This window comes from Cystobacter fuscus, from assembly GCF_002305875.1.
GTDB classification, from domain to species: domain Bacteria; phylum Myxococcota; class Myxococcia; order Myxococcales; family Myxococcaceae; genus Cystobacter; species Cystobacter fuscus_A.
This window is the reverse complement of sequence record NZ_CP022098.1, coordinates 10,339,976-10,360,807: the sequence shown is the minus strand read 5'-3', so window position 1 is coordinate 10,360,807 and position 20,832 is coordinate 10,339,976. Positions and strand designations below refer to the sequence as shown.

The following is a 20,832-nucleotide window of genomic DNA, read 5'->3' as shown; positions in this document are numbered from 1 at the left end:
CCAGTCCGCCCACATATTCTCAATGTTGCGAGTCAGAATCAAAACCGGGAGTCATCACCGCTCGTAGGTGAGGAAGGCGAAGGGTGGCGTGGTGTCGGTGGCCGGGTGGGACTCCTCGGCGGTGAGGCGCCAGGTGGACAGGTCCACGGCGGGAAAGAAGGTGTCGCCCTCGTACTCGCGATCGATGCGCGTGAGGTACAGCCGACGCACCCGGTCCATCGCCTGCTCGTAGAGCTGCGCGCCCCCGGCGAGGAAGACCTCGTCGCCGCGTGCCCGCGCGAGGGCCTCCTCCAGCGAGTGCGCCACCTCGATGCCCGCGGGGGCCCAACCGTGTTGACGCGTCACCACGAGCATCGTCCTGCCGGGCAGCGGCCGGCCGATGGACTCGTACGTCTTGCGGCCCATGAGGAGCGTGTGTCCCAGGGTGAGCCGCTTGAAGCGCTGGAGGTCCGCCGGCAGACGCCAGGGCAGGGTGTTGTCCCGGCCGATGCAGCGGTTGGACGCCATCGCCACGATGGCCGACAGCATCATACGGCCACCGGTGCCTTGATGGCGGGGTGGGGCTCGTACCCACTGAGTGTGAAGTCCTCGTACTTGAAGTCGAAGAGCGAGCGGACGGCCGGATTGAGCGTCATCCGGGGCAGGGGTCGGGGCTCGCGCTGGAGCTGCTCGCGTGCCTGCTCCACGTGGTTGAGGTACAGGTGCGCGTCGCCCGAGGTGTGGATGAACTCATGGGCCTCGAGCCCCGTCACCTGCGCCACCATCATCGTCAGCAGGGCGTAGGAGGCGATGTTGAAGGGCAGGCCCAGGAAGATGTCCGCGCTGCGCTGGTAGAGCTGGCAGGACAGCCGCCCGTTGGCCACGTAGAACTGGAACAGGATGTGACAGGGCGGCAGCTTCATGGCGCCCAGGTCCGCCACGTTCCACGCGCTCACCAGGTGACGCCGCGAGTCGGGGTTCTTCTTCAGCCCCTCGACGAGCTGGGTCATCTGATCGATGGCGCCCCCGTCGGGCGTGGACCAGGAGCGCCACTGGTGGCCGTAGATGGGGCCGAGGTTGCCCTCGGCGTCGGCCCACTCGTCCCAGATGGTGACGCCGTGCGCCTGGAGCGCATGCACGTTCGTGCCGCCCGCGAGCATCCACAAGAGCTCGTGGATGATGGACTTGAGGTGGAGCTTCTTCGTCGTCACCAGGGGGAAGCCCCGTGTGAGATCGAAGCGCATCTGATGGCCGAAGACACTCAGCGTGCCGGTGCCGGTGCGGTCGCTCTTCTTCGTGCCGTGATGCAGGACGTGCTCGAGCAGGGCGAGGTAGGGTGTCATGGACTTCTCCTAGCCCACGGCCCCCCCGGGCGCGAATTTCCGCCAGGTGCGGTGCCGATTGTCCAACGGAAGGGAACACGCTTTTGAAGATCTATACGAAGACTGGAGACAAGGGAGAGACGGGCCTGTTCGGTGGAGGACGGGTCCGCAAGGACAGCCTGCGCGTGGACGCCTACGGTGAGGTGGACGAGCTGAACGCCTCGCTGGGGCTGGCGCGCTCCCTGTCCATGCCGAGCGACCTGGATGCCCTGCTCCAGCGCCTGCAGGAGCAGCTCTTCACGGTGGGGGCGGTGCTGGCCACGCCTCCCGGTACCAAGGCCTCCGGTTTCATTCCCCCGCTCAAGAGCGAGTGGATCGCGGACATGGAGCGGGCGATCGACACCTTCGAGGGCGAACTGTCCCCCATGACGCACTTCATCCTGCCCGCGGGCGTCCAGGCGGCCGCCGCGCTGCATCTGGCGCGCACGGTGTGCCGGCGGGCCGAGCGCCGCGTGGTCACCGCCTTCAGCGAGGGCGAGGCGTCCAATGACGTGCTGTCCTTCCTCAACCGGCTCTCGGACCTGCTCTTCGTCATGGCGCGCGTGGCCAATCGCCGGGCGGGCGTCGAGGACGTGAAGTGGATCCCGGAGAAGTCCACGACCTAGCCCCGCGGGTCATCTCGGAAGGGGCGCGGCGGTTGGGTTATGTAGAAGCCGTGCCCCCGCTGTCCACCGAACACCTCCGCCAGCTCTCCACCCAGGTGGGCTTCGATCTCGCGGGCTTCGCGCGCGCCGAGCCCATTCCGGGTGACTTCCTCCTGGAGTGGTTGGCGGCGGGCCGCGACGCCGACATGGACTGGCTGGGCGAGCGGACGGCCGAGCGGCTCGACGTCTCGCTGCTGCTGCCCGGCGCGCGCACGGTGATCGCCTTCGCGACCAACTACTACCGCGAGGAGCCTCGGACGGAGGACTCGCCCATCGCCCGCTACGCGCGGGGTCGGGACTACCACTCCACCCTGCGCGACAGCCTGAAGTCCTTCCGCCGCCGGCTCAAGGAGGCGTACCCCGAGGTGCGCGACTACGGCAGCGTGGACTCGGGCCCGATGATGGAGAAGGTGTGGGCCTCTCGCGCCGGGCTGGGCTACGTGGGCAAGAATGGCTGCTTCATCACCGAGCCCCTGGGCTCGTGGGTGGTGCTGGCCGTGCTCGTCCTCGACGCCGAGGTGGACGCGTACGCCGACGGGCCCACCGCCGATCGCTGCGGCAGTTGCCACCTGTGCATCATGTCCTGCCCCACCGGGGCGCTACTCGGCCAGGGCCGGGTGGACGCGCGGGCCTGTCTCTCCTACCAGACCATCGAGAACCGCCATGCCGAGGTGCCCGAGTCCTTCCGGGTGGAGATGGACAACCTCGTCTTCGGTTGTGACATCTGCCAGGACGTCTGCCCCCTCAACCGCCGGCCCGTCAGCACCTCCAACAAGCGCTTTGTTCCCCGGGCGGTCGCCGAACTCGGGGTGATGGAGCTGGCGGCGCTCACCCCCGAGCAGTACGACCAGCTCATTCCTGGCACCGCGCTCGGCCGGGCCAAGTACGACGGCCTGCGCCGCAACGCCGTGTACGCGCTCGGGGCCGCCAGGCGCATGGAGGCCCGGCCCTTGATCGAGCGGCTGCGTGAGGATCCGAGCGAAGCCGTGCGTCATGCTGCCGAGTGGGCCCTGCTGCACCTCGGTTCCTGACACTTGTCCTGGTGACATTCACGCGGGCCGGGATGGCCGGCCGGGTCGGTGAATCGCGAGGGGTTATCTGCTACGTGTCGCCGCGTGCAGGCCTCCACCACCGAGATCGTTCCCGCTCAGCGCGAGTCGCTCAGCGGGGTCTATGCAGCCTTGTTCCTGCAAGTCGTCATCAGCGCGGGGACGTATCTGGCCGGCAAGCGCGCCATGGAGGAGCTGCCCCCGCTCACGGTGGTGATGTGGCGCTTCCTGCTCAGCGCCTCCCTCTTCTGCCTGCTGCTCGCCTTCACGCCCGGACCCAAGCTGCCGCCGCGCTCCGAGTGGCGCCGCGTGTTCATGCTCGGCCTGCTCGCGGGCCCGCTCAACCAGGTGTTGTTCTTCCATGGACTGTCCCACTCCACCGCGGCCCACGCGGCGCTGCTCTACGCGCTGACGCCGCTGGGCGTGTACCTGTTGGGGCTCGCGCGCGGGCAGGAGCGGGCCTCGTCGCGCGCGGTGCTCGGCATCCTCACGGCGCTCACGGGCGTGGTGGTGCTGTTGCTCGGGCGGGGGCTGGCCTCGGCGCGCGGCTCGCTGCTGGGAGATCTGCTCATCCTCGGCGCGGTGATCGCGTGGGTTGCCTTCACCACCGAGGGCAAGCCCTTCGCCTCCGCCCATGGCTCGGTGCGCTCCACCGCGTGGAGCATGGTGGCCGCCGCCCTGCTGCTGCTGCCCGTGGCCCCCTTCGTCCTCGAGCCCGCGCGCACCTTCTCCGCGAGCCCCTCCGCCCTGGGCAGCATCGCCTACCTGGCCGTCCTCACGTCCGTGGTGGCCTACCTCATCTGGTACTACGCCCTGACCAAGGTGCCCGCCTCACACGCGGCCATCTTCTCCAACCTCCAGCCGGTGATGACGGCGCTCGCCGCGTGGCTCCTGCTCGGCGAGTCCCTGCATGGGGAGCTCATCCTCGGCGGCGCCCTGGTGCTCGTCGGCGTGCGGCTGACCCAGAGCGCCCCCACGGCGCCCGGGCGTCAGGGCCTCGAGCGCGCCTAGTCCTTCCACCAGTTGTCGTCGGAGTGCCGCTTCGAGGCGCCCTTCTTCGGGGTCTCCGCGGGCTTGCCTGGCTTGGACTCCTTGGACTCCACGTGGGGCGCGGCATTCTCCTTGGATGCCTCCGTGGCCGTGTCCTCGGAGTCTCCGAAGATGCGGATCTCCTCCCGCTTTCCCCTGGGGGGCGCGCTCTTCTTCTCCTCGGCGGGCGGCTTCGGCGCGGGAGCTGGTTCCTCCTCGGGCTTCTCCTCCACCTCGGCCGGCGCGGGGGGAGGAGGGGCGGCGGGCGTTTCCTCCGGAGCGGACTCCGCGGGAGGCGCGGCCTCGCTGGCCCGGTAGACGCCCCGGCGCTCCGTGTCCTGGAAGGACGTGGGCTTGGAGGGCTCCTCGAACTGCTCCGAGGCCGGAGCCGAGCCGGTGGGGGAGGCGGGCAGATCTCCCGCCGTGTTCCGGAGCGTATAGAAGCGGGTGGTGCACGCGTCCCGCTCCCGGGTGCACCGGGCGATGCACTGGTTGAGCAACTGGTACTTCGTCGTGCCGCCGCCGTAGTCGATGGTGCAGTCCTCGCGGCATGTCCCATGGTCCTCACGGCATCCCGGGGGGATGGACCGGTCATCGCCAGCGGTGAGTGTCAGCAGGAGGACGAGCGGGAGCATGGGCATGATGGGGCGAAGGGTAGCAGGCCTCCAGGCCGCGTGGCATGGGCCGGGCACTGGTGCTCGAGCCCTTCTCGTGGCTAGCTTGCTCGCTCAACCCAAGACCCGTGCTGGGGAAGGAATGCGACTGCGTAAGCCGAGGAGCCTCACATGGCGCGAGTTCTTCCGGCGCCTCTGGGTGGAGATCGAGGAGGACGCGGTCACCGAGTGCGCGGCGCAGCTCGCCTTCTATTTCCTCTTCGCGCTCTTTCCCTTCCTCTTCTTCGTCGTGACGCTCGCGGCCCACCTGCCGCTGGAGCGGGGCGCGGTGGTGTCCATGGTGGAGCGGCTCGGCCCGCTCATGCCGGCGGATGCCCTGGGGCTGGTCCAGGCGCACCTGCGCTCCATCGCCCAGGACACCCAGCCACGCCTGGTCACCTTCGGCCTGGCGTTGTCGCTCTGGTCCGCCTCGCGCGGCGTGGACGCGTTCCGCCGGGCGCTCAACCTCGCCTATGACGTGCCCGAGTACCGGCCCCTGTGGCACACCCAGGGGCTCGCGCTGCTCATGACCGTGGCGGGCTCGCTGCTCATCCCCGTGGCCCTCACCCTGTTCCTGTTGGGCGGGCGGTTGGGGGAATGGATCGCCCAGCACCTGCACGTGCTCAACGCCTACCACGCCGTGTGGTCCTGGTTGCGCTGGCCCTCCGTCACCGCGCTCGTCATGCTGGCGCTCGCCCTGTGCTACTGGCGCCTGCCCGCCGTGCGCCACCGCTACAGCTTCCTGTCCCCCGGCGCGTTGATCGCCAGCGTGCTGTGGCTGCTCACCACCTGGGGCTTCACCCAGTACGTCGAGCACTTCGGCCGCTACAACGTCACCTATGGCTCCATCGGCGGCGTCATCGTGCTCCTGCTGTGGCTCTACCTCACCGGCCTCATCTTCATCCTCGGAGGAGAGGTGAACGCCATCCTCGAGCAGGCCGAGGCCGAGGCGGCGCTCGCGCAAGGGCGGCCCCCGCCCATCGAGACCCCCCACCTCAAGGGCGAGGCGGAGGTGGAGGCGGGAGGCTCGGGGCGTGAGCGGCTCGGCTTCTGGCGGTGGCGCCGGCGCATGGCCGAGCGCGCTCCCACCGACATCGAGCCCCCCGCCGAGTTGCGGGACGAGGCACCCGAGGCTCCCCCATCAGAAGAGTCCGAGCGCTCGTCCCTGCCGTAGCGCGGGTGCCTACTTGCGCAGGCGCTGCTTGATGGCGGCGAGCTGGCTGCCACCCAGCTCCGCGCCCTTCAGCCGGTTCTGCTGGATGAACTGGTTGATGTGCACGACGCGGTCGGCGCTCGCCGGGTGCGTGCTCAGCCACTTGAGCACCGCGGGCGTCTTGCCCTCCTGGGCCGCGAGCTTCTGGAAGAAGGAGGCCAGGGCGTGCGGATCGTAGTTCACCGCCGAGATGTACCTGGCGCCCAGCTCGTCCGCTTCCGTCTCGTTGCTGCGGCTGAAGGCCAGGGCCGCGCCATTGCCGGCCAGGCTCGCGGCGATCTGCGACACCGTCCCGGCGTTCTTGCCGAGCGCCGCGTCGACGATGGCCTGCTCGCCGTACTGCAGCAGCATCGCCTGGGCGGAGTGCCGGCCCACCACGTGCCCGGCCTCGTGGCCCATGACGCCGGCCACCTCCGCCTCGTTCTCGGCCGCGAGCAGCAGGCCCGTGTACACGTAGAGGTAGCCGCCCGGCGTGGCGAAGGCGTTCACCGTCTTCGGGTCATCGATGACGTTGATCTTCCACTTCACCCCGGGGCGATCCTTGTTGGCCTGTTGCAGGATGCCCGTGGAGAGGTTGCGCACGTACTCCACGACGGTGGGGTCCTCCAGGTACTTGATCTTCTCCTTCGTCTCCAGCTCCTGCTTCACCTGCAGGCCGAGCTGGTTCTCCTGTTGATCCGAGATGAGGAGGGAGGCCGCCGTGCGCCCCACGTTGAACTTCTTGCCCGCCGCGCAGCCCGTGGAGAACCCGAGCGCGTACGTGAGGGTGACCACCGCCAGGAGAATCCGCTTCATGCCTCGCCTTCCTTTGTCTGGGTGATGCTCCGCGAAGGGGCGTCGTATCCATCGGGCCGGGGCTCGGCAAGCGCCCCGTGATGAAGGGTCGGCATCACGACGCCTGGCCGCGAGGCCCAGGGCGCCGGGCCTCACGGGGTACGCCGCGTTTTCAGGCGTTGACGCCGGAGGGCGTGCTCGTCGCGGGACGGCTCACCTCCAGGTGACGGCGGGCGCGGGCTCGTGCGCGAAGCCGGGCCGCCACCCACCGCGAGGGTCGCGCCGGATACAGGCCAGCGAGGGCGCCCAGCAGGATGTGCAGCAGGAAGAGCAGGGGCGTCTGGCGGATCTCCCACTCGACGAGGCTCTGCAACACCACGCCGAGCAGGGAGAAGAAGACGCCGGTGCCGAAGCGGGAGCGGAACGACTTGGAGCGCGCGCGCAGGAAGCTCGCTCCCAGTTGGAGCCAGCGCCACCAGAGCACGCCCAGGAGGATGACCCCCAGCCACCCGCTCTCGCCGAGGGTGATGGCGTACAGGCTGTGCGCCGGAGCCGCCTGGGGCGCCTCCACGTTGGAGCCCGCGGGGATGGGCCTGAAGCGGGGGCGCTCGTCGGTGCTCTCGTAGGGCACGTAGCGCATTCCCAGCATCGGCCCGTAGCGGTTGGTGACGCACCAGGACCAGTTGTTCAGGCCGCAGCCCCAGGGCCGCTCGTTGACGATCAGATCGGCCAGGTTGAGGTAGACGATGCGGCCCTCGGTGGGCTTGTCGCCGTACTCCGCGGCCAGTGACGTCTCGAAGCGGGAGTTGAAGGCGTCTCCGAGCTTGAGGTACAGCCCCGTGCCCACCACGGCGAGGAGCACGGCGGTCACCGCCACGCGGATCGGGTTCTTCCAGAAGCCGCAGGTGAGGCCGACCCCGAAGAGCAGCAGCAGGATGCCGACGAAGCCCGCCCGGGAGATGGTCATCACCACCGACAGGGTGCCGAGCAGCGCGCCCACGCCGCACCAGCGCCGCAGCGTGCGCGGCGCGTCGGAGAGGTAGACGGCGAACAGCATCGGCGCCGTCATCAGGTTGTACATGGCCAGGCTGTTCGGGTGGTTGAGCGTCCCGTCCGCCCGGGCATGGCCCAGGATGATCCGCGAGTACACGGTCGCGAGGAATTCGTACGAGGTCGCGAGCGCCAGGGCCGCGACGATGATGCGCAGGTGCCGATCCTCCTTCACGTAGAGCGCCACCGCGAGGAAGAGCAGGGTGGCGCGGATCATCTTCGACAGCTCGAACATGCCGAAGATCCACGGGTCCGACGTCACCACGCGCAGCGCGTTGTAGCCGACGAACAGGACCATGGCGGACAGGCACATGGGCATGGCCGTGCCGGGTCTTCTGCGCTTCAGCTCGTCGACGAGGACGAAGATCCACAGGTAGTCGAGCCAGGACCACTCGAGGCCCCGCGTGGTGCCGCGGTACCACTCCCGGCTCATCAGGTTGATGTCGATGAAGCCGGAGTGGACGGTGCCCAGCACCAGGAGGAAGACGCAGGCGTCCTTGCGCCAGGACGCGCGCCCCACCCAGCCGCTGCCCACGTAGAGCACCACGGCCGAGACCAGCAGGAAGAGGATGGACTTGGTTTCCATCAGGGCCGCGCCCTCAAGCCAGCGCCTCTCGTGGGGCCGCCGGACTCAGCTCCTCGGCCAGATCCATCAGCACCTGGGCTCCCGCCCGGTCGGTGAAGCGCTCCTGGGCGAAGCGCAGCGCGTGGGCGGCCGTGCGGCCGAGCGCCTCGGGGTCCTCGAGCACCGAGCGCAGCGTGCGCCGCCACTCCTCCACGTCCCCCATGGGCACGAACCAGCCGTTCTCCCCGTGGTGGATGTAGTCCTCGGTGCCGATGCACCGGGTGGCCACCACCGGCACGCCGAGCGACATGGCCTGGATGAGGGTCATCTGCCCGCTGGCCGTCTCCTGGTTGTTGACGGGGATGGCGACGAGCTCCGCCTCCGCGATGATGCTCAGGTAGTCCTGCTGGGGGATGCTGGTGATGACCTTGACGTTGGCCGGGACCGGTCCGCCCGGCAGGCCATGCGGATGCGCCACGACCACCAGTTGGATGGGCAGGCCCTCCACCGCCTTGAAGAGGGTGGCGTAGTCCCGGCCCGACGAGCCGAGCGCGGCGATGTAGCGCGGCGCCAGCCCGAAGCGCTCGCGGGCCCCGCGGAACTTCTCGGCCTCGAGCGGCACCCCGGTCAGGTACGTGAAGTGGAAGCGGGACTCCGGCACGGCGAAGGTGCGCGCGTACGCGGTGCGCTCTTGCTTCGTGTAGACGATGAACCGGTCCACGTACCGGTAGGCGATGCGCGACAGCCACTTGCGCGCCCCGTGGTACTCGTGGCCGCAGTTGAAGTACCAGACGACATGCGGGGTGCGCTCGAAGGTCAGCAGGTTCACGAGCCCCTGCGTGAAGCCTCCCTGCGGGAAGGCCGTGACGATCACGTCCTGCGGATGGCGTGCCAGGTGCAACCGGGCCTTCAGGGCGAGCTGGACGAGCTGCAGCCACTTCTTGCCGGGCGTGCGCTTCTGGGTCGAGTCGACGCGCTCCTCCAGGCTCACGTACGAGCACTCGAAGCGCTCGGGTGGCAGGAACTCGCCGAGCCACTTGCGATCCGGGCGGAGGAACCACGCGACGAACAGGACGCGCACCTTCGCGCGCTCTGCTGGGGTGTCCTGGTCTTGGTTCATGAGATGGGTCGTGGGTTGAAGTCGATGCGACGATAGAACTCGAAGCCGTCGAAGAAGCATTCGAGGAACTCCCCTCCGTCGACGTCCCGGAGGGTAACCCAACGCGGATCTCCGTGGCGGCGTTCCAACTGGGAGGTGTGCCGGGCGAGGGCCGCCCGCTTGCCCGCGAGCACCTCGTGGACGTTCACGCACGTGCGGAACGCCGAGGAGCGCACCAGGCCCCTCACCGTCGAGGCGGTGTTGCGCACCCACGTCCGTGGATCCCACAAGGCGCCGTCGCGGCGCACGTGCGGCCAGTAGCGCCAGGACCAGACGGCGTATTCGAAGACCGTGACGGGCCGGTTCACGCGCCGCAGGGCCTCGTGCACGATGAGGCAGGTGGAGCCATGGTCCGGGTTCTCCCCGGCCGCGTAGGGAACGAAGAGCTGCTCGGGCCGATGCTCCTCGAGCAGGGCGACGACCCGGGAGATGGCCTCCTCCCGATGCTCCAGCAGGTAGCGGTCGGGGAAGCCCAGCAGGTGCACGCGCGAGGCGTCGACACCCAGCAGCTCCGAGGCCTCCAGGGCCTCGCGTGCCCGCACCTCCCTCAACTCCTCGGGCGGGAGCAGCTCGGGATGCGAGCCGGAGCCATCCGTCACGAAGACGATCCGCACCGGCACGTCCAGGCGCCGCTTCAAGAGGATCGTCCCGCCACAGCCTAGCGTCTCGTCGTCGGGATGGGGCGCGAAGACCATGGCGGGGCGTCGCATCTCCTCCTCGTCGAGGCGCCGCGCCGAGCGCGCCAGGGCCGAGCGGCAGGCCTGCCGGGACAGGGCTCGAATCAGGGGGCTACTTCGCACGGCGACGGTTCTCCTCCAGGACATCCAGGTAGACGTCCTGCGTTCGCTGGGCGAAGGCGGTCCAGCTGAAGCGCTGGCGGACGACTTCCCTGCCCGCCCGCGCCGCGGCGTCGAGTCTCTCGGGCGACGCGAAGCACGAGCGCAGGGCCGAGGCCCAGTCCTCCGGCTCCTGCGTCCGCACGAACAGGCCCTGCTCCCCGATGGCGTCCGCGAGGATCGCCAGGCCGAAGCGGGTCCCCATGAGCACCGGGCAGCCGGCCGCCCAGGCCTCCAGGACCACCAGGCCGAACGGCTCGACGTGGGAGGTCATCATCATCAGCCTGGACAGGGCGAGCAGATCGGGCACCTCCTGGACGGCATCCAGGTTGCCCATGATGTGGACGCGCGCGCCCAGGCCGGACGCCTGGATTTCCCGCTCGAGGCTGGCGCGGTAGTCGGCCTCCACGGTTGCGCCCGCCAGCACGAGGTGCGCGTCCGGCGGGGCTCCCCGGGCGAAGGCCTGGATGGCCAGGAGCTGGTTCTTCGCCCGGGTCAGCCGGGCGAGCACGGTGATCACCGGGCCGTTGGCGAGCTCCGGCCAGCGGCGGCGTGCCCGCTCCGCGTTGCCCGACTCCATCCGCCGCGGATCCACCCCTTGCTCCATGAGGATGACGCGCTGGCCGTACTTCTCGGTCATCGCCTGCCGTTCCTCCTCGTTGAAGACGATGATCCGCGCGGCGTCGTCGAGCACGCGGCGCGCGCCCACGAGCATCCCGAACGGGCGGCCCAGGTCCACCGCCCCCGAGAAGCGCTCCGCCATCGCCTTCTGCTGCCAGTCCTGGACGGTGAGCAGCGGCCCATGGATGGAGATGACATAGGGACGCCCCGTCAGCCGCAGGGCGGTTCGCACGGCCCCGCCGATCCGGCCGGCCGTGTGCAGGTGGACGAGCGGGAGCTGTCGGTCCCACAGCAGCCGCAAGGGCTCATCCACCGTGAGCACGCTGCCGGTCTCCTTGAGGGCCCGCCGCTTGCTCGCGGAGCCGAGGTACGGGGACAGGACGTGGTAGCGCTTGACGGGGACCGTGGGGTCCAGGGCATGGCCGGAGCCACTGGCGCCAGAGGTCATGTAGGGCGCGTGGATCTCCGCTCCCCAGCCCAGGAGCGCGAGATGGCGTGCCACCTGCTCCACGTGGGTCTCCATGCCTCCCCACTCGGCGGGATTGTATTTGCGAATGACGTGCGCCACGCGCGGCATCATCCGGGTCTCGCCAGCCATGTTCCTCCCACGCAGTCACGGGCCATTCCGGGCAGCATACGGGGGCCGGGGGTCGCCTCAAACGGGAATGGGCGGGGAGGGGGAGAAGCTCCGTGAGGGGAGCACTCGGCCGAGCATGGCGCGGGGGACGGGGTTTCGGCGCGAGGCGTGGTATGCACGGGGGCGCACCATGAGCCAGAAGCCTTCGACCCGGGGAACGATCTTCAATCTCATCGCGGCCTGCGCGCGGCACCTCGCGGGGGTCGTGGCGGGTCTCTTCACCATTCCCCTGGTGGCGCGCTCGATGGGTGCGGAAGGGCTGGGGGCCTGGGCGGTGCTCAGCACCACCGGGTACCTGATGGCGCTCTCGGATCTCGGCTTGAGCGTCTCGGTGCAGCGCACGGCCGCCCGCCCGGACCACGCCGCCACGCGCCGGATGATCCGCCTGGCGCTCCTCGTGGTGAGCATCGTCTGCCCGCTCCTGAGCGTGGGGGCGTACGCCCTGATGGTCTGGCTGCCCTCCGAGCAGAACACGGTGCTCCAGGCGGACGTGGCCCGTGCGGCCCTGCCGATGCTGTTCGCGGGACTGGTGGGCTCGCTCGCCAACCCCATCCGGGGCTTCCTCATCATGCGCAACGACTTCCCCGTGCTGGCCCGGGGGCGCGCGTATGCCTCGGCGGTCCAGGTGGCCCTGACGGCCCTGGGACTGTGGCTCTCCCCCACGCTCCTGGCGCCCACGCTGGGCGTGCTCGCCAGCTCGTTCGTCGAGGCCTTCGTCATGGTCCGGGCGGCCCGCAGGCATGACCCGGAGCTGTCGCTGCGCCCCGGGTGGCCGAACGACCCCGCCGAGGTGCGCGACGCGTTCCGCCAGGGCTCCGCGGCGCTGGCCATCAACTTCGGGGTCGCGGCGGCCGTGCGCGCGGACGTCCTCATCCTCACGTCGTATGTTCCCCTGGCCGCGGTGGGCGCCTATCAGGTCGCCGCGCGGGCCGTGGACCAGGTCGCCGTCTTCGCCAAGCAGGTGTGCGCGTGGCTGCTGCACCGGCTCGGCACCGCGGAGGAGCGCTCCTCGGCCGTGCGGCTCGGCACCGCGGCCATGGGCGGACTGGTCGCCAGCGGACTGCTGGCGCTCTGGCTGGATGGGACGCCCCTGCTCGTGGCCTGGGCGGGTCCCGTCGCCAGCGAGCGGCTCACCTCCGTGACGCTCGCCATCCTGGGCGCCGCGGCGGTCATCCAGGCTTCCCAGGAGGCATCGGCCGCCACCCTGACGCTGAGCAACGACAGCGCCTGGCGGGCGGCCCACCCCATCCTCATCGGCCACATGTTCAACGTGACCGTCTCGCTCATCGGCGTGAGGTACTTCGGCGCCTGGGCCGTCGCGGGAGGCACGGCCTGCGGCAACCTGCTCATGGCGGTGCTCATCTGGGGTCGCTCCCGCGCGTTGATGCAGTGGCGCCTGTCCCAGGTGCTCCGGACGCTCGCTCCCATCCTGGGCGCGGTGCTCGTCGCCGGGGGCGCGGGCTGGGGGCTGGCTCCGCTCTCCACGGTTCATCCCCTGGCGAGCGCGGCCGTGTGCGGCGTGGTCACCGTGCTGGGTACCGGGACGTCCCTGTTCCTCTGGTGGCGCCGCGACACCGCCAGTGCCTCCGCTCCGCCGCCGCCCGTCACCGCGGAACTGCCCGCCGTCGAATGATCGTCGGACGGGCGCCGACGGGCTCCCGCCGCTCACTGCCGCTCGAGCACCACCTTCTGCCCCGTGCTGGCGTCGCGGTTTCCGCTGCGCAGCCGCTGCTCTCCCAGCCGATGCCCCTGCAGGTGGGCCCAGTGGTAGACGAGCCGCCGGGGGAAGGTGAGCGCGAGCCCCGGCAGGTCCCTCGCCGCGACGTGGGCCAGCGCATCGCGGGCGCAGGAGATGCCCGTGCGCAGGGCGAAGCGGGCCAGGGAGGAGCGCTCACGCAGGATGAACGCGTCCGCCTCGCCCTCGATGAACCGCCGCCCGTAGAGCTGCCGGAGCGTGTAGTTGTGCGAGTGCATCACCAGCGCCTCGGGCACGTAGCGCACGCGCAGGCCGTTGTTGCGTGCCCAGTAGCCCCACTCGGTGTCCTCCGAGCCCCACGCATCCTCGTAGAAGGGGTGCTTCTCCCAGGCCGAGCGCGTCATCGCCGCGAAGGGCAGCGAGTAGGCCATCCAGGGTGGAGTGTCGCCCGTCTCGGGGAACGCCGCGGCGTAGTCCCGGCGCACCCAGGTGTGGGCCTCGGGCCGTGGGAGCTGGCGTGCGAACGTCGCGTCGGCGCTGCCGTTCTCGATGGGCGCCACCAGCCGATCCAGCGCGTCGGTGACGAGCGGCACCGTGTCCGAGTTCTGGAAGACGATGAGGCTGCCCCTGGCCTCGCGGATGGCCATGTTGAGCACCAGGCCGGGGAAGTACTCCTTGGCCTCGATCTTCACGAGCCGGCAGGGGTAGCGGCTCACGATGTCGAGCGTGGCGTCGGTGGAGCCGGAGTCCACCACGAGCAGCTCGAAGTCCCGGCGCGTCTGGGAGAACAGGGCGCTGAGCGCCTGCCCGACGACCCAGGCGGCGTTCTTCGTGCGCATGATGATGGTGATCTTCCCGTCCGTCGTCGTGTGATTCATGAGGGAGTGTCCTCCAGGGTGAGACCGAGCTTGCGGGCGGTGTGGATGAAGTTCGGGTCCCCCGCGGAACCCCAGAAGCGCAGGTAGGCGCGTTGCAGAGCGATGTCCGAGGTGCTGGCCGCGCCGAGCGCCTGCCGCGCGAACTCCCGGCCGGCTCCGGGCGCGCCGTAGGTGACGTAGGGGAACACCGCGGCCATGAGGCCCCGGGCGCCTCCGAGCCGCAGCCCGAGCCGCGCGCGCCTGCCCAGCTTCACGGGCACCGCCGGAGGGGACTTCAAGCCGGCGCGCAGCTTGTGCAGCCACGCCCGCGCGTCGAGTCCTCCCTCGATGAGGGCGTGCCGCAGCGCGCGCTGCGGGTAGTCGCTCCAGTCGAGCCAGGGCTCGCCCAGCCGGGCCGACTCGCAGGCGAGGTGCACGGCGGCGAGCTGCGTGCGTGTCTCGGACATCCACGCGCGCAGATCCCGCTCGGCGAAGCCCGTGTAGTCCGGCTCGAACCGGAAGGCACTGGCCTCCTCGTACAGGCGCCGGAAGGCTTCCGGGACGTCGGTGCGCCCGGCCATGCGGCGGCGCTTCTCCACGTAGCTCCAGTGGTACGCCCCGCGGAAGAACAGCAGCGCGTCGCCGTAGCCGATGATGGCCTTCACCGTGTGTCGGATGAGGGCGCGGCGCGACTCGGCGTCCAGCTCGCCCCGGGCCAGCAGCAGCTCGTTGATGACCAGGAGCGTGCCCCGGTTGATGAGCAGATCCCTCACGTCCTCCGGGAGGATCGCCTCGACGCGGAAGCGCTCGAGCGAGGGCAGCAGGGCCGCGTCGCCCAGGATCGTCTTGTGGCCGTGCCGCACGTCGTACCACATGACCCGGCACGGAGCGCGGCTCAGGCTGGAGAGCGTGACGAGCCCCATGTCGATGCCGACCTGGTACTCGGTGCGCAGGGGCTCCAGGGCCCGGTCGAGTTCGCCCTTGAGCCCCGCGGGTGGCGCGTTGCGGACCACGAGCATGAGATCGAGGTTGTTGTGGGGCCGCTCCTGGCCTCCGGCACGGTCCACGCCGCCCTCGCCGCGGCCATAGCCACCGATGAGGGCGAGCGTGAGCAGCTCACCTGGCGCGAAGCGCGGGGCGATGAGGGCTCCCGCCCGTGTCACCAGCTCCGAGATGGTGCGCTCGACGGCGGGGGAGCCCCGGTGGGTGTAGCGCTCCCCGGTCATGCCCGCCTCCTGCCCTCGGAGGCCACGCGCTGGAGCAACCGGTGCAGGCCGGCGACATGGTGCTCGGGCAGGAAGCGCTCGCGATGCAGCCGCGCGCCCTCCTGGCCCATCTTCTCGCGCAGGGCCTTGTCGCCGAGCATCCGGTCGATCGCGGCCGCCAGCGCGGCGGGGTCGCCCGAGGGCACGCCCAGGCCGGTGCGCTCAGGGAGGAGCCACTCGCCGATTCCACCGATGAGGCTGCCGATGACGGGCGTGCCATGCGCCAGGGCCTCGAGTCCGACGAGCCCCAACGTCTCCGGCGCGCGGCTGGGGAAGACGAGACAGGCGGCGCGGCGGTACTCGGCCGACAGGGCCTCGCTGGAGGCCAGGGGGCCCACGAAGGTGACCCGGTGCTCCAGCCGCAGGGCCCTGGTCAGGGCCTTGAGCTCCTCCTGCTGCCGCCCCTGTCCCACCAGGCGAAGCCGGGCGGGCCGCGAGGTGCGCGTGAGGGCGTGCAGCAGCACGTCGATGCCCTTGCCGGTGCTGAGCTGACCCACGGCCAGCAGCAGATCCTCCTCGCGCTCGACGGGCTGGGGCGCGTCGGCGGGAGGCTGGGCGTAGAGCGGCAGGACGTGGAGGCGGGCGCGGTCGAACCCATGGGCGGCGATGTGGCCCGCCATGTACTCGGAGCCGACGACTCCCATCTCCTCGTGGCGCACCAGCTCCTGCTCGGCCTGGAGCTCGCGCAGGGAGGCCAGCTTGACGCCGGGCCACCGGGCCGTGCGCCCGATGAAGCCCAGACACGTGATGCAGGCGCTGCCCACCGTCTGGGTGCAGGTCGTCTTCGTGAGCGTGGTGTACTTGTGCTCGCGCAGGCAGAACATCCGGTGGTCGTGGAAGAAGCGCATCACGGGCGCGGGCGAGTCGCGCAGGGCACGGGTGCCCTCCACGCCGAGCTGGTGCACGTACACCACGTCCGGCGCGAGCTCGCGCAACTGCCGCGCCAGGTCCACGATGGGGAAGGCCCCCTCGAAGGGCTCCAGCATCACGGGCGAGGGGTCCGGCGAGGCCCCGACGTCGTAGAACAGGAAGGAGCGCACGCCGTGCCGGGCGAGCTCCCGCGCCGTTTCCCGCACATAGCGCTCGGCACCACCCACCGGCCGCGCGCTCTCGTTGATCCACGCGACGGTCAGGCCGCCCATGACACCCCCGTGCCGCCCAGGCCGAGCAGGGAGCGGATCCAGGTCGCCACGTCCGTGAGCGCCCCGACACCCGCGGGAATGGGCCGGTCCGAGGCGATCGCCGCCCGGGCCGAGTGACAGTCCACGTCGTAGCCGTGCATGCCGCGCACCGTGCCACCCACGAAGCTCGGGGAGAAGAGGTTGCCCTCGTCGAGCACCAGGAGCGCGCGTCCGTACGGCGCATCCTTCACGGGCGCCTTGCGGGCCTGGAGCTCGCGCGTGTCCAGCCACCGCCCCGGAAGCCCCTCCGCCTCCACCAGGGCTCGCGCCCGGTCCAGCTCCTGGTCATCACCCCAGAAGCGCATCATCGTGCTGTCCACGAACAGGCGCATGCCCGACAGGTGCCGCACGAGGGGGCGCGGGTCGATGATGCGGTGGATGTCCGCCATGCCGTGGTCGCCCACCACGATGGTGGTCACCTCGCCGCCGCCCGCGCGCATCGCCTCCACCGCGCGCTCGATTCCGGTCGTCACCCGGCGCGCGGCCGCCGCCGCCTCCTGGCTGCCGTTGCCCGTGCGGTGGAGCGCGCCGTCGATCTCGGTCGCGTACGCGAACGCGAGCTGGGGGCGCTTCGTGCGCAGCATCTCCTCGGTGTGCCGCCAGCGCTCGGCCTCGGGCATGCGCCAGGGCGCGGTGAAGACCCGCAGTCCCGCCTGGCGCGCCTGGGACAGGAACGTCTCCTGTCCGCCGATGCGCTCGGCGGTGAAGAGGTCCTCGCGCTCGGGCATGTCCAGCCACCCGAACAGCTCGGGCGGAACCCGGTAGAGGTCCACGTAGCCGGTGAGCCCCGCGGTGCGCGCGAGCGCCCTGGCCGCCAGCCGCCGCACCCGGCCCCGCTCGTGGATGAGGCGCGGCAGCAGGCCCAGGTGGACGAGCGGCGAGAGGACGCCGGAGCCCTGATTGGCCTGGGAGAAGAGGCACATGCGCCCATGCTGCTCGGGCGCGGTGCCGGTGAGGATCGTGGGCAGCGCGCCGCAGGAGTAGCCCAGGATGCCGTGCAGGTGTCCCCGGTAGGGCAGCCCTCCCAGCCCGCCCGCGAACTCGAGCTGTGACGGCCCGAGCGCGTCGACGAAGACGAGCAGGACGCGCTGTTCGGCGCCGCCTCCCGTCCGCGCGACCGTGGGGGAGGGCTGCTGGGAGATGTGTGACGGATGCATGCTGTGTTGGTTCCTAGCGTTGGAGCTGGGTGCTCACCGCCGCGGCGGCTCCCACCGACAGGAGGGGAATGAGGCGCTGAATGACATCGGTGGTGGTGTAATACCAATGAGACGTGACGAAGACGACGTCTCCACGCGCCAGTTCGACATCCGTGCCTTTACCTCCGATGAGATCCGTGACGCTCGCCCGGTAGACACGCGGCTTGGAGAGCGGTCCCCGGATGACTCGCACATCCGCGTAGTCCGCCGCGTTGCGCACCAGGCCGCCCGCTCCGGCCAGGGCCTCCGACAGCCGCAGGCCCTTGCGCCAGGGAATCGAGCGGGGCTCGCGTACGTCGCCGTAGACGGCGATCGCGGCGCCTCGCAGCGCGGGGACGTACAGCACGTCACCGCTCTTGATCTGGACGTCGTGTCGGGGGTTGCCCATCACGGCCTCGGGGACGCTGATGGGCAGGGCCACGCCCGCCCGAATCAGCCGCGTGGACTCGAGGTCGCCGTATTCGATCAGCTCGGCCGACCGCTCCAGCTCTCCCACCCGGGTGCCGCCCGCCTTCGCCAGCAGCTCGGAGACCCGCGTCGGACCGCCCAACGGGTAGATGCCCGGTTTCTCGACCGCACCCAGGACACTCGCCTGGTGCCCCGCTGGCTCCACGAGCGAGAGAGACACGACGCCGTACTTGTCGAAGCGCCGCAGCCCTTCCTGTATCCTGGCCTCCGCCACGTCCAAACTGATGCCGCCGACCTGGACAGCGCCCACGAGTGGCACGTAGAGGACGCCGAGGTCGTCCACACTCATGCGCCCGACCTCGAACGGGGTCACCGAAATGATTCTCAAGGAGAGCACATCGCCCGGTTTCAACACGAAAGGCTCGGGGGGAATGGGAGCCATACCGGACGGCGTTGCGACTTCCTCCTGCTTGAAGTCGGGATCTTCCGAGGGCGTGGTGGGTGCGCGTGGCAGATGGGCGCACGCGGGAAGGACGAGCCAGGCGCCAAGGGCGAGTGTGAGCAGACGCGACATCGATGACCTCAATCTCCAGGCAAGAAACACGCCACGCGATTCGTGGCATCTGTTGTGTGGTAGTGGAAGGCGAAACAATGCAGACCTCCAGTAGAAAGCAGAAGATCCTCGACCTTGGGGCGAGGACACAAGGCGGCAACGATCAGGGGGTGATGCATGTTCGCGCCAGTTGAGGGGGAGGTGCCCGAGGCGGGCTTGGAGCGGCCCGGCCTTCCGTTGGAGCCCGTGCGGCTCGCGTGGGCGTTGCGCCGGAGGAGCCGGCTGATCGCCCTGGCCGTGGTGCTCGCCATTCCGGTGGGTCTGGTCGCGGCGTTCTTCCTGGCCCCGCGGGAGTTCGTGGCCCAGTCGGTGCTGGTGTGGGAGCCGGTGGCTCGTTCCTCGACACCCGCCCGGGATCTGCAGACCCTGACGAGCTCGGTGAAGTTGCCGGGCAACGTCGCGCAGGTGCGCGAGCGGCTGAAGCTGTCGAGCTCCCTCGAGGACGTGGGGGCGCGCATCCGCGTGGGCGTCGTCTCCAACGAGTCGAACGTCCTGACCATCTCGGGCACGGGCACCAGCTCGGAGGAGGCCGCCCGCTTCACCCAGGCCGTGACGGATGTCTTCCTCGATGCGCGGGTGCGGATCGCCCGGACGCGCATGGAGGAGCAGCTCAAGGGCCTCAAGGAGGAGGTGGAGCAGATGCACAAGCAGCTCACCTCCGCCCGTGAGCGCTACGACGGCTTCCGTGCCCAGCACCACGTGGTGGACTTCACGCTCGACCGCAAGACGGCCATCGAGCAGCTGGCCCTGCTGCGCTCCGAGGTGCACAAGAGCCGCGTCGAGGCGGACTCGAACTCGAAGAAGGCGAACCTGCTGCGCTCGGCGGTCCAGAAGGCCCCGGCGCAGCTCGTGCTCACGGAGAACCAGGTCCAGGCGGATCGCCAGAAGCTGGCCGAGCTGAGCGCCCAGCTGACCGCCCGCCGCGCGAGCCTCTCCCAGGAGCACCCCGAGGTCCGGGGACTCCAGGCCTCGGTGGAGGCCCTGGAGCGCACGCCCGCGGATGCCTACACCGTGACGGGCAGGCAGGTGGGAGCCAATCCGGAGTTCCTGGTCCTGCAGGAGCAGTTCACGCGCGCCTCCATCGATGGAGAGGCGGCGCAGCAGAAGTGGCAGTCCTACGCCAAGCTGGAGGAGTCCCTCAACGAGCGCGTCCTCCAGCTCACGGCGTTGGAGGGCGAGGCCAACCTGTTGCTCGCGGACGTGCATCTCGCCGAGGAGCGTCTGGGCAAGCTCAAGGCCGAGCAGGCCGAGCTCGAGGCGGGGGTGCGTCAGCCCTCGTCCGAGCTCCGGGTGCTCAACAGTCCGGTACCGCCGCCCTTTCCCGCCAACTCGTCCCGCCGCAAGGTGGCCCTGGCGTTCCCGCTGTTCGCGGGGCTGCTCGCCGTGCTCTTCGTCGTCGGTCAGGAGCTGCGGGGCCTGCGGCTGCGCACCCCGTCGGAAATCGCCTTCTGGGCGAAGGCCCCCGTGCTCGCCTCCTCGTCGTGGCCCCAGGCCCCGGAGGAGCTGCGCAACCTCACCCTGGAGCTCGCCTCGCGGGGAGAGCAGGCGCAGGGGATGACCTTGCTGCTGCCCCTGGATCCCGCGCGGGGCGCGAGCGCCGCCGAGCTGGTGGAGGCGCTGCGCGCGCGGATGCCCTCCCTGCGGCTGTGGGACGAGGCCGACCGCGTCCAGGCGCTGCGGCGTGCCGCGCGCGAGAGTGCCCGCGTGGTGGTGTTGGTGGAGGCGGGAGCGCACGCCGCGCTGGAGTTCACCGGACTGCGGCGCCTGCTCGGCCGGGAGGATGGGATTGGCCTCGTGGTGCTCGGGCTGGGGCCCGAGCTGGCCCTGCTGCGCGATCGGGTGGGGGATGACTCGGACTTCTGGGGTCCACCCCTGTCCCACGCGGAAGCCCTGTCTCCTGTCCGCGGCGTCGTGAAGGAGTCGTATCCCATCGATTCCGAGCAGCGGCTGGGCGGGCGGCGGTGACGGCGTGAGCGGCGCCCGTTGGGCACTCCCGACGGGCCCTGTCTCCGCGAGTGGGGATTT

Annotated in this window: 19 protein-coding genes; 6 read left to right on the top strand and 13 right to left on the bottom strand. The window is 70.4% G+C overall.

The annotated features are described in order from the left end of the window. Positions 1–54: 54 nt before the first annotated feature. Positions 55–531 (bottom strand): dihydrofolate reductase, encoded by a 477-nt coding sequence (locus CYFUS_RS41945; protein ID WP_095990315.1) that lies wholly within the window; start codon positions 529–531, stop codon positions 55–57. After that, positions 528–1,322 carry a thymidylate synthase gene (locus CYFUS_RS41940; protein ID WP_095990314.1) on the bottom strand — a complete coding sequence of 265 codons (795 nt, stop codon included), beginning with the start codon at positions 1,320–1,322 and terminating at the stop codon, positions 528–530. The genes CYFUS_RS41945 and CYFUS_RS41940 overlap by 4 nt, the downstream gene beginning before the upstream one ends. A gap of 83 nt (positions 1,323–1,405) precedes the next feature. Here CYFUS_RS41940 and CYFUS_RS41935 point away from each other — a divergent pair, with 83 nt between their 5' ends. From CYFUS_RS41935 to CYFUS_RS41925, 3 genes are all read left to right on the top strand, one after another. Continuing rightward, positions 1,406–1,966, top strand: coding sequence for a cob(I)yrinic acid a,c-diamide adenosyltransferase (locus tag CYFUS_RS41935; protein WP_095990313.1), 561 nt, complete (start codon positions 1,406–1,408; stop codon positions 1,964–1,966). A 50-nt stretch (positions 1,967–2,016) separates the two neighbouring features. After that, positions 2,017–3,036, top strand: coding sequence for a tRNA epoxyqueuosine(34) reductase QueG (gene queG / locus CYFUS_RS41930; RefSeq protein WP_095990312.1), 1,020 nt, complete (start codon positions 2,017–2,019; stop codon positions 3,034–3,036). Positions 3,037–3,120: 84 nt separating this feature from the next. Next, positions 3,121–4,065 carry a DMT family transporter gene (locus tag CYFUS_RS41925; RefSeq protein WP_095990311.1) on the top strand — a complete coding sequence of 315 codons (945 nt, stop codon included), beginning with the start codon at positions 3,121–3,123 and terminating at the stop codon, positions 4,063–4,065. On the opposite strand, the gene CYFUS_RS41920 is transcribed toward CYFUS_RS41925, so the two are convergent. After that, entirely contained in the window at positions 4,062–4,724 is a 663-nt protein-coding gene (locus tag CYFUS_RS41920; RefSeq protein ID WP_157758965.1) for a hypothetical protein, read from the bottom strand. The two genes, CYFUS_RS41925 and CYFUS_RS41920, sit on opposite strands and share 4 nt — an antisense overlap. A 115-nt stretch (positions 4,725–4,839) precedes the next feature. On the opposite strand from CYFUS_RS41920, the gene CYFUS_RS41915 reads away from it, so the two are divergent. After that, positions 4,840–5,910 carry a YihY/virulence factor BrkB family protein gene (locus CYFUS_RS41915; RefSeq protein WP_095990309.1) on the top strand — a complete coding sequence of 357 codons (1,071 nt, stop codon included), beginning with the start codon at positions 4,840–4,842 and terminating at the stop codon, positions 5,908–5,910. A 9-nt stretch (positions 5,911–5,919) separates the two neighbouring features. Here the strand turns inward: CYFUS_RS41915 and CYFUS_RS41910 are convergent, their stop codons facing one another. The 5 genes from CYFUS_RS41910 to CYFUS_RS41890 form a co-directional block, all read right to left on the bottom strand. Continuing rightward, positions 5,920–6,744 (bottom strand): M48 family metallopeptidase, encoded by an 825-nt coding sequence (locus tag CYFUS_RS41910; RefSeq protein ID WP_095990308.1) that lies wholly within the window; start codon positions 6,742–6,744, stop codon positions 5,920–5,922. A 151-nt stretch (positions 6,745–6,895) separates the two neighbouring features. Next, complete coding sequence (locus tag CYFUS_RS41905; RefSeq protein WP_095990307.1) at positions 6,896–8,359, bottom strand: O-antigen ligase family protein; 1,464 nt, start codon at positions 8,357–8,359, stop codon at positions 6,896–6,898. Between the two features lie 13 nt (positions 8,360–8,372). Further along, on the bottom strand, positions 8,373–9,458 hold the full coding sequence (locus CYFUS_RS41900) for a glycosyltransferase family 4 protein (RefSeq protein WP_157758964.1): 1,086 nt from the start codon (positions 9,456–9,458) through the stop codon (positions 8,373–8,375). Further along, the gene (locus CYFUS_RS41895) at positions 9,455–10,297 is read right to left on the bottom strand and encodes a PIG-L deacetylase family protein (RefSeq protein WP_198316321.1); all 843 of its coding nucleotides are present in this window, start codon (positions 10,295–10,297) and stop codon (positions 9,455–9,457) included. The genes CYFUS_RS41900 and CYFUS_RS41895 overlap by 4 nt, the downstream gene beginning before the upstream one ends. Continuing rightward, complete coding sequence (locus CYFUS_RS41890) at positions 10,287–11,552, bottom strand: glycosyltransferase family 4 protein (RefSeq protein ID WP_095990304.1); 1,266 nt, start codon at positions 11,550–11,552, stop codon at positions 10,287–10,289. The genes CYFUS_RS41895 and CYFUS_RS41890 overlap by 11 nt, the downstream gene beginning before the upstream one ends. 169 nt (positions 11,553–11,721) lie before the next feature. Here CYFUS_RS41890 and CYFUS_RS41885 point away from each other — a divergent pair, with 169 nt between their 5' ends. Beyond that, positions 11,722–13,224: a hypothetical protein gene (locus CYFUS_RS41885; RefSeq protein WP_157758963.1), complete on the top strand. Its 1,503-nt coding sequence runs from the start codon at positions 11,722–11,724 to the stop codon at positions 13,222–13,224. A gap of 32 nt (positions 13,225–13,256) precedes the next feature. Here the strand turns inward: CYFUS_RS41885 and CYFUS_RS41880 are convergent, their stop codons facing one another. Genes CYFUS_RS41880 through CYFUS_RS52040 form a run of 5 tightly spaced genes read right to left on the bottom strand, consistent with a single transcriptional unit; the run spans position 13,257 to position 18,636 of the window. Then, positions 13,257–14,165, bottom strand: coding sequence for a glycosyltransferase family 2 protein (locus CYFUS_RS41880; RefSeq protein ID WP_095990302.1), 909 nt, complete (start codon positions 14,163–14,165; stop codon positions 13,257–13,259). Then, positions 14,162–15,370, bottom strand: coding sequence for a hypothetical protein (locus tag CYFUS_RS41875; protein WP_095990301.1), 1,209 nt, complete (start codon positions 15,368–15,370; stop codon positions 14,162–14,164). The genes CYFUS_RS41880 and CYFUS_RS41875 overlap by 4 nt, the downstream gene beginning before the upstream one ends. After that, positions 15,367–16,551, bottom strand: coding sequence for a glycosyltransferase family 4 protein (locus CYFUS_RS41870; protein WP_095990300.1), 1,185 nt, complete (start codon positions 16,549–16,551; stop codon positions 15,367–15,369). Before CYFUS_RS41870 ends, CYFUS_RS41875 begins: the two co-directional genes overlap by 4 nt. After that, the gene (locus tag CYFUS_RS41865) at positions 16,539–17,747 is read right to left on the bottom strand and encodes an alkaline phosphatase family protein (protein ID WP_095990299.1); all 1,209 of its coding nucleotides are present in this window, start codon (positions 17,745–17,747) and stop codon (positions 16,539–16,541) included. Before CYFUS_RS41865 ends, CYFUS_RS41870 begins: the two co-directional genes overlap by 13 nt. A 13-nt stretch (positions 17,748–17,760) precedes the next feature. After that, positions 17,761–18,636: an SLBB domain-containing protein gene (locus CYFUS_RS52040; protein WP_232537879.1), complete on the bottom strand. Its 876-nt coding sequence runs from the start codon at positions 18,634–18,636 to the stop codon at positions 17,761–17,763. A 288-nt stretch (positions 18,637–18,924) separates the two neighbouring features. Here CYFUS_RS52040 and CYFUS_RS41855 point away from each other — a divergent pair, with 288 nt between their 5' ends. Continuing rightward, the gene (locus CYFUS_RS41855; protein ID WP_157758962.1) at positions 18,925–20,772 is read left to right on the top strand and encodes a GumC family protein; all 1,848 of its coding nucleotides are present in this window, start codon (positions 18,925–18,927) and stop codon (positions 20,770–20,772) included. The last annotated feature ends 60 nt before the right edge of the window (positions 20,773–20,832 follow it).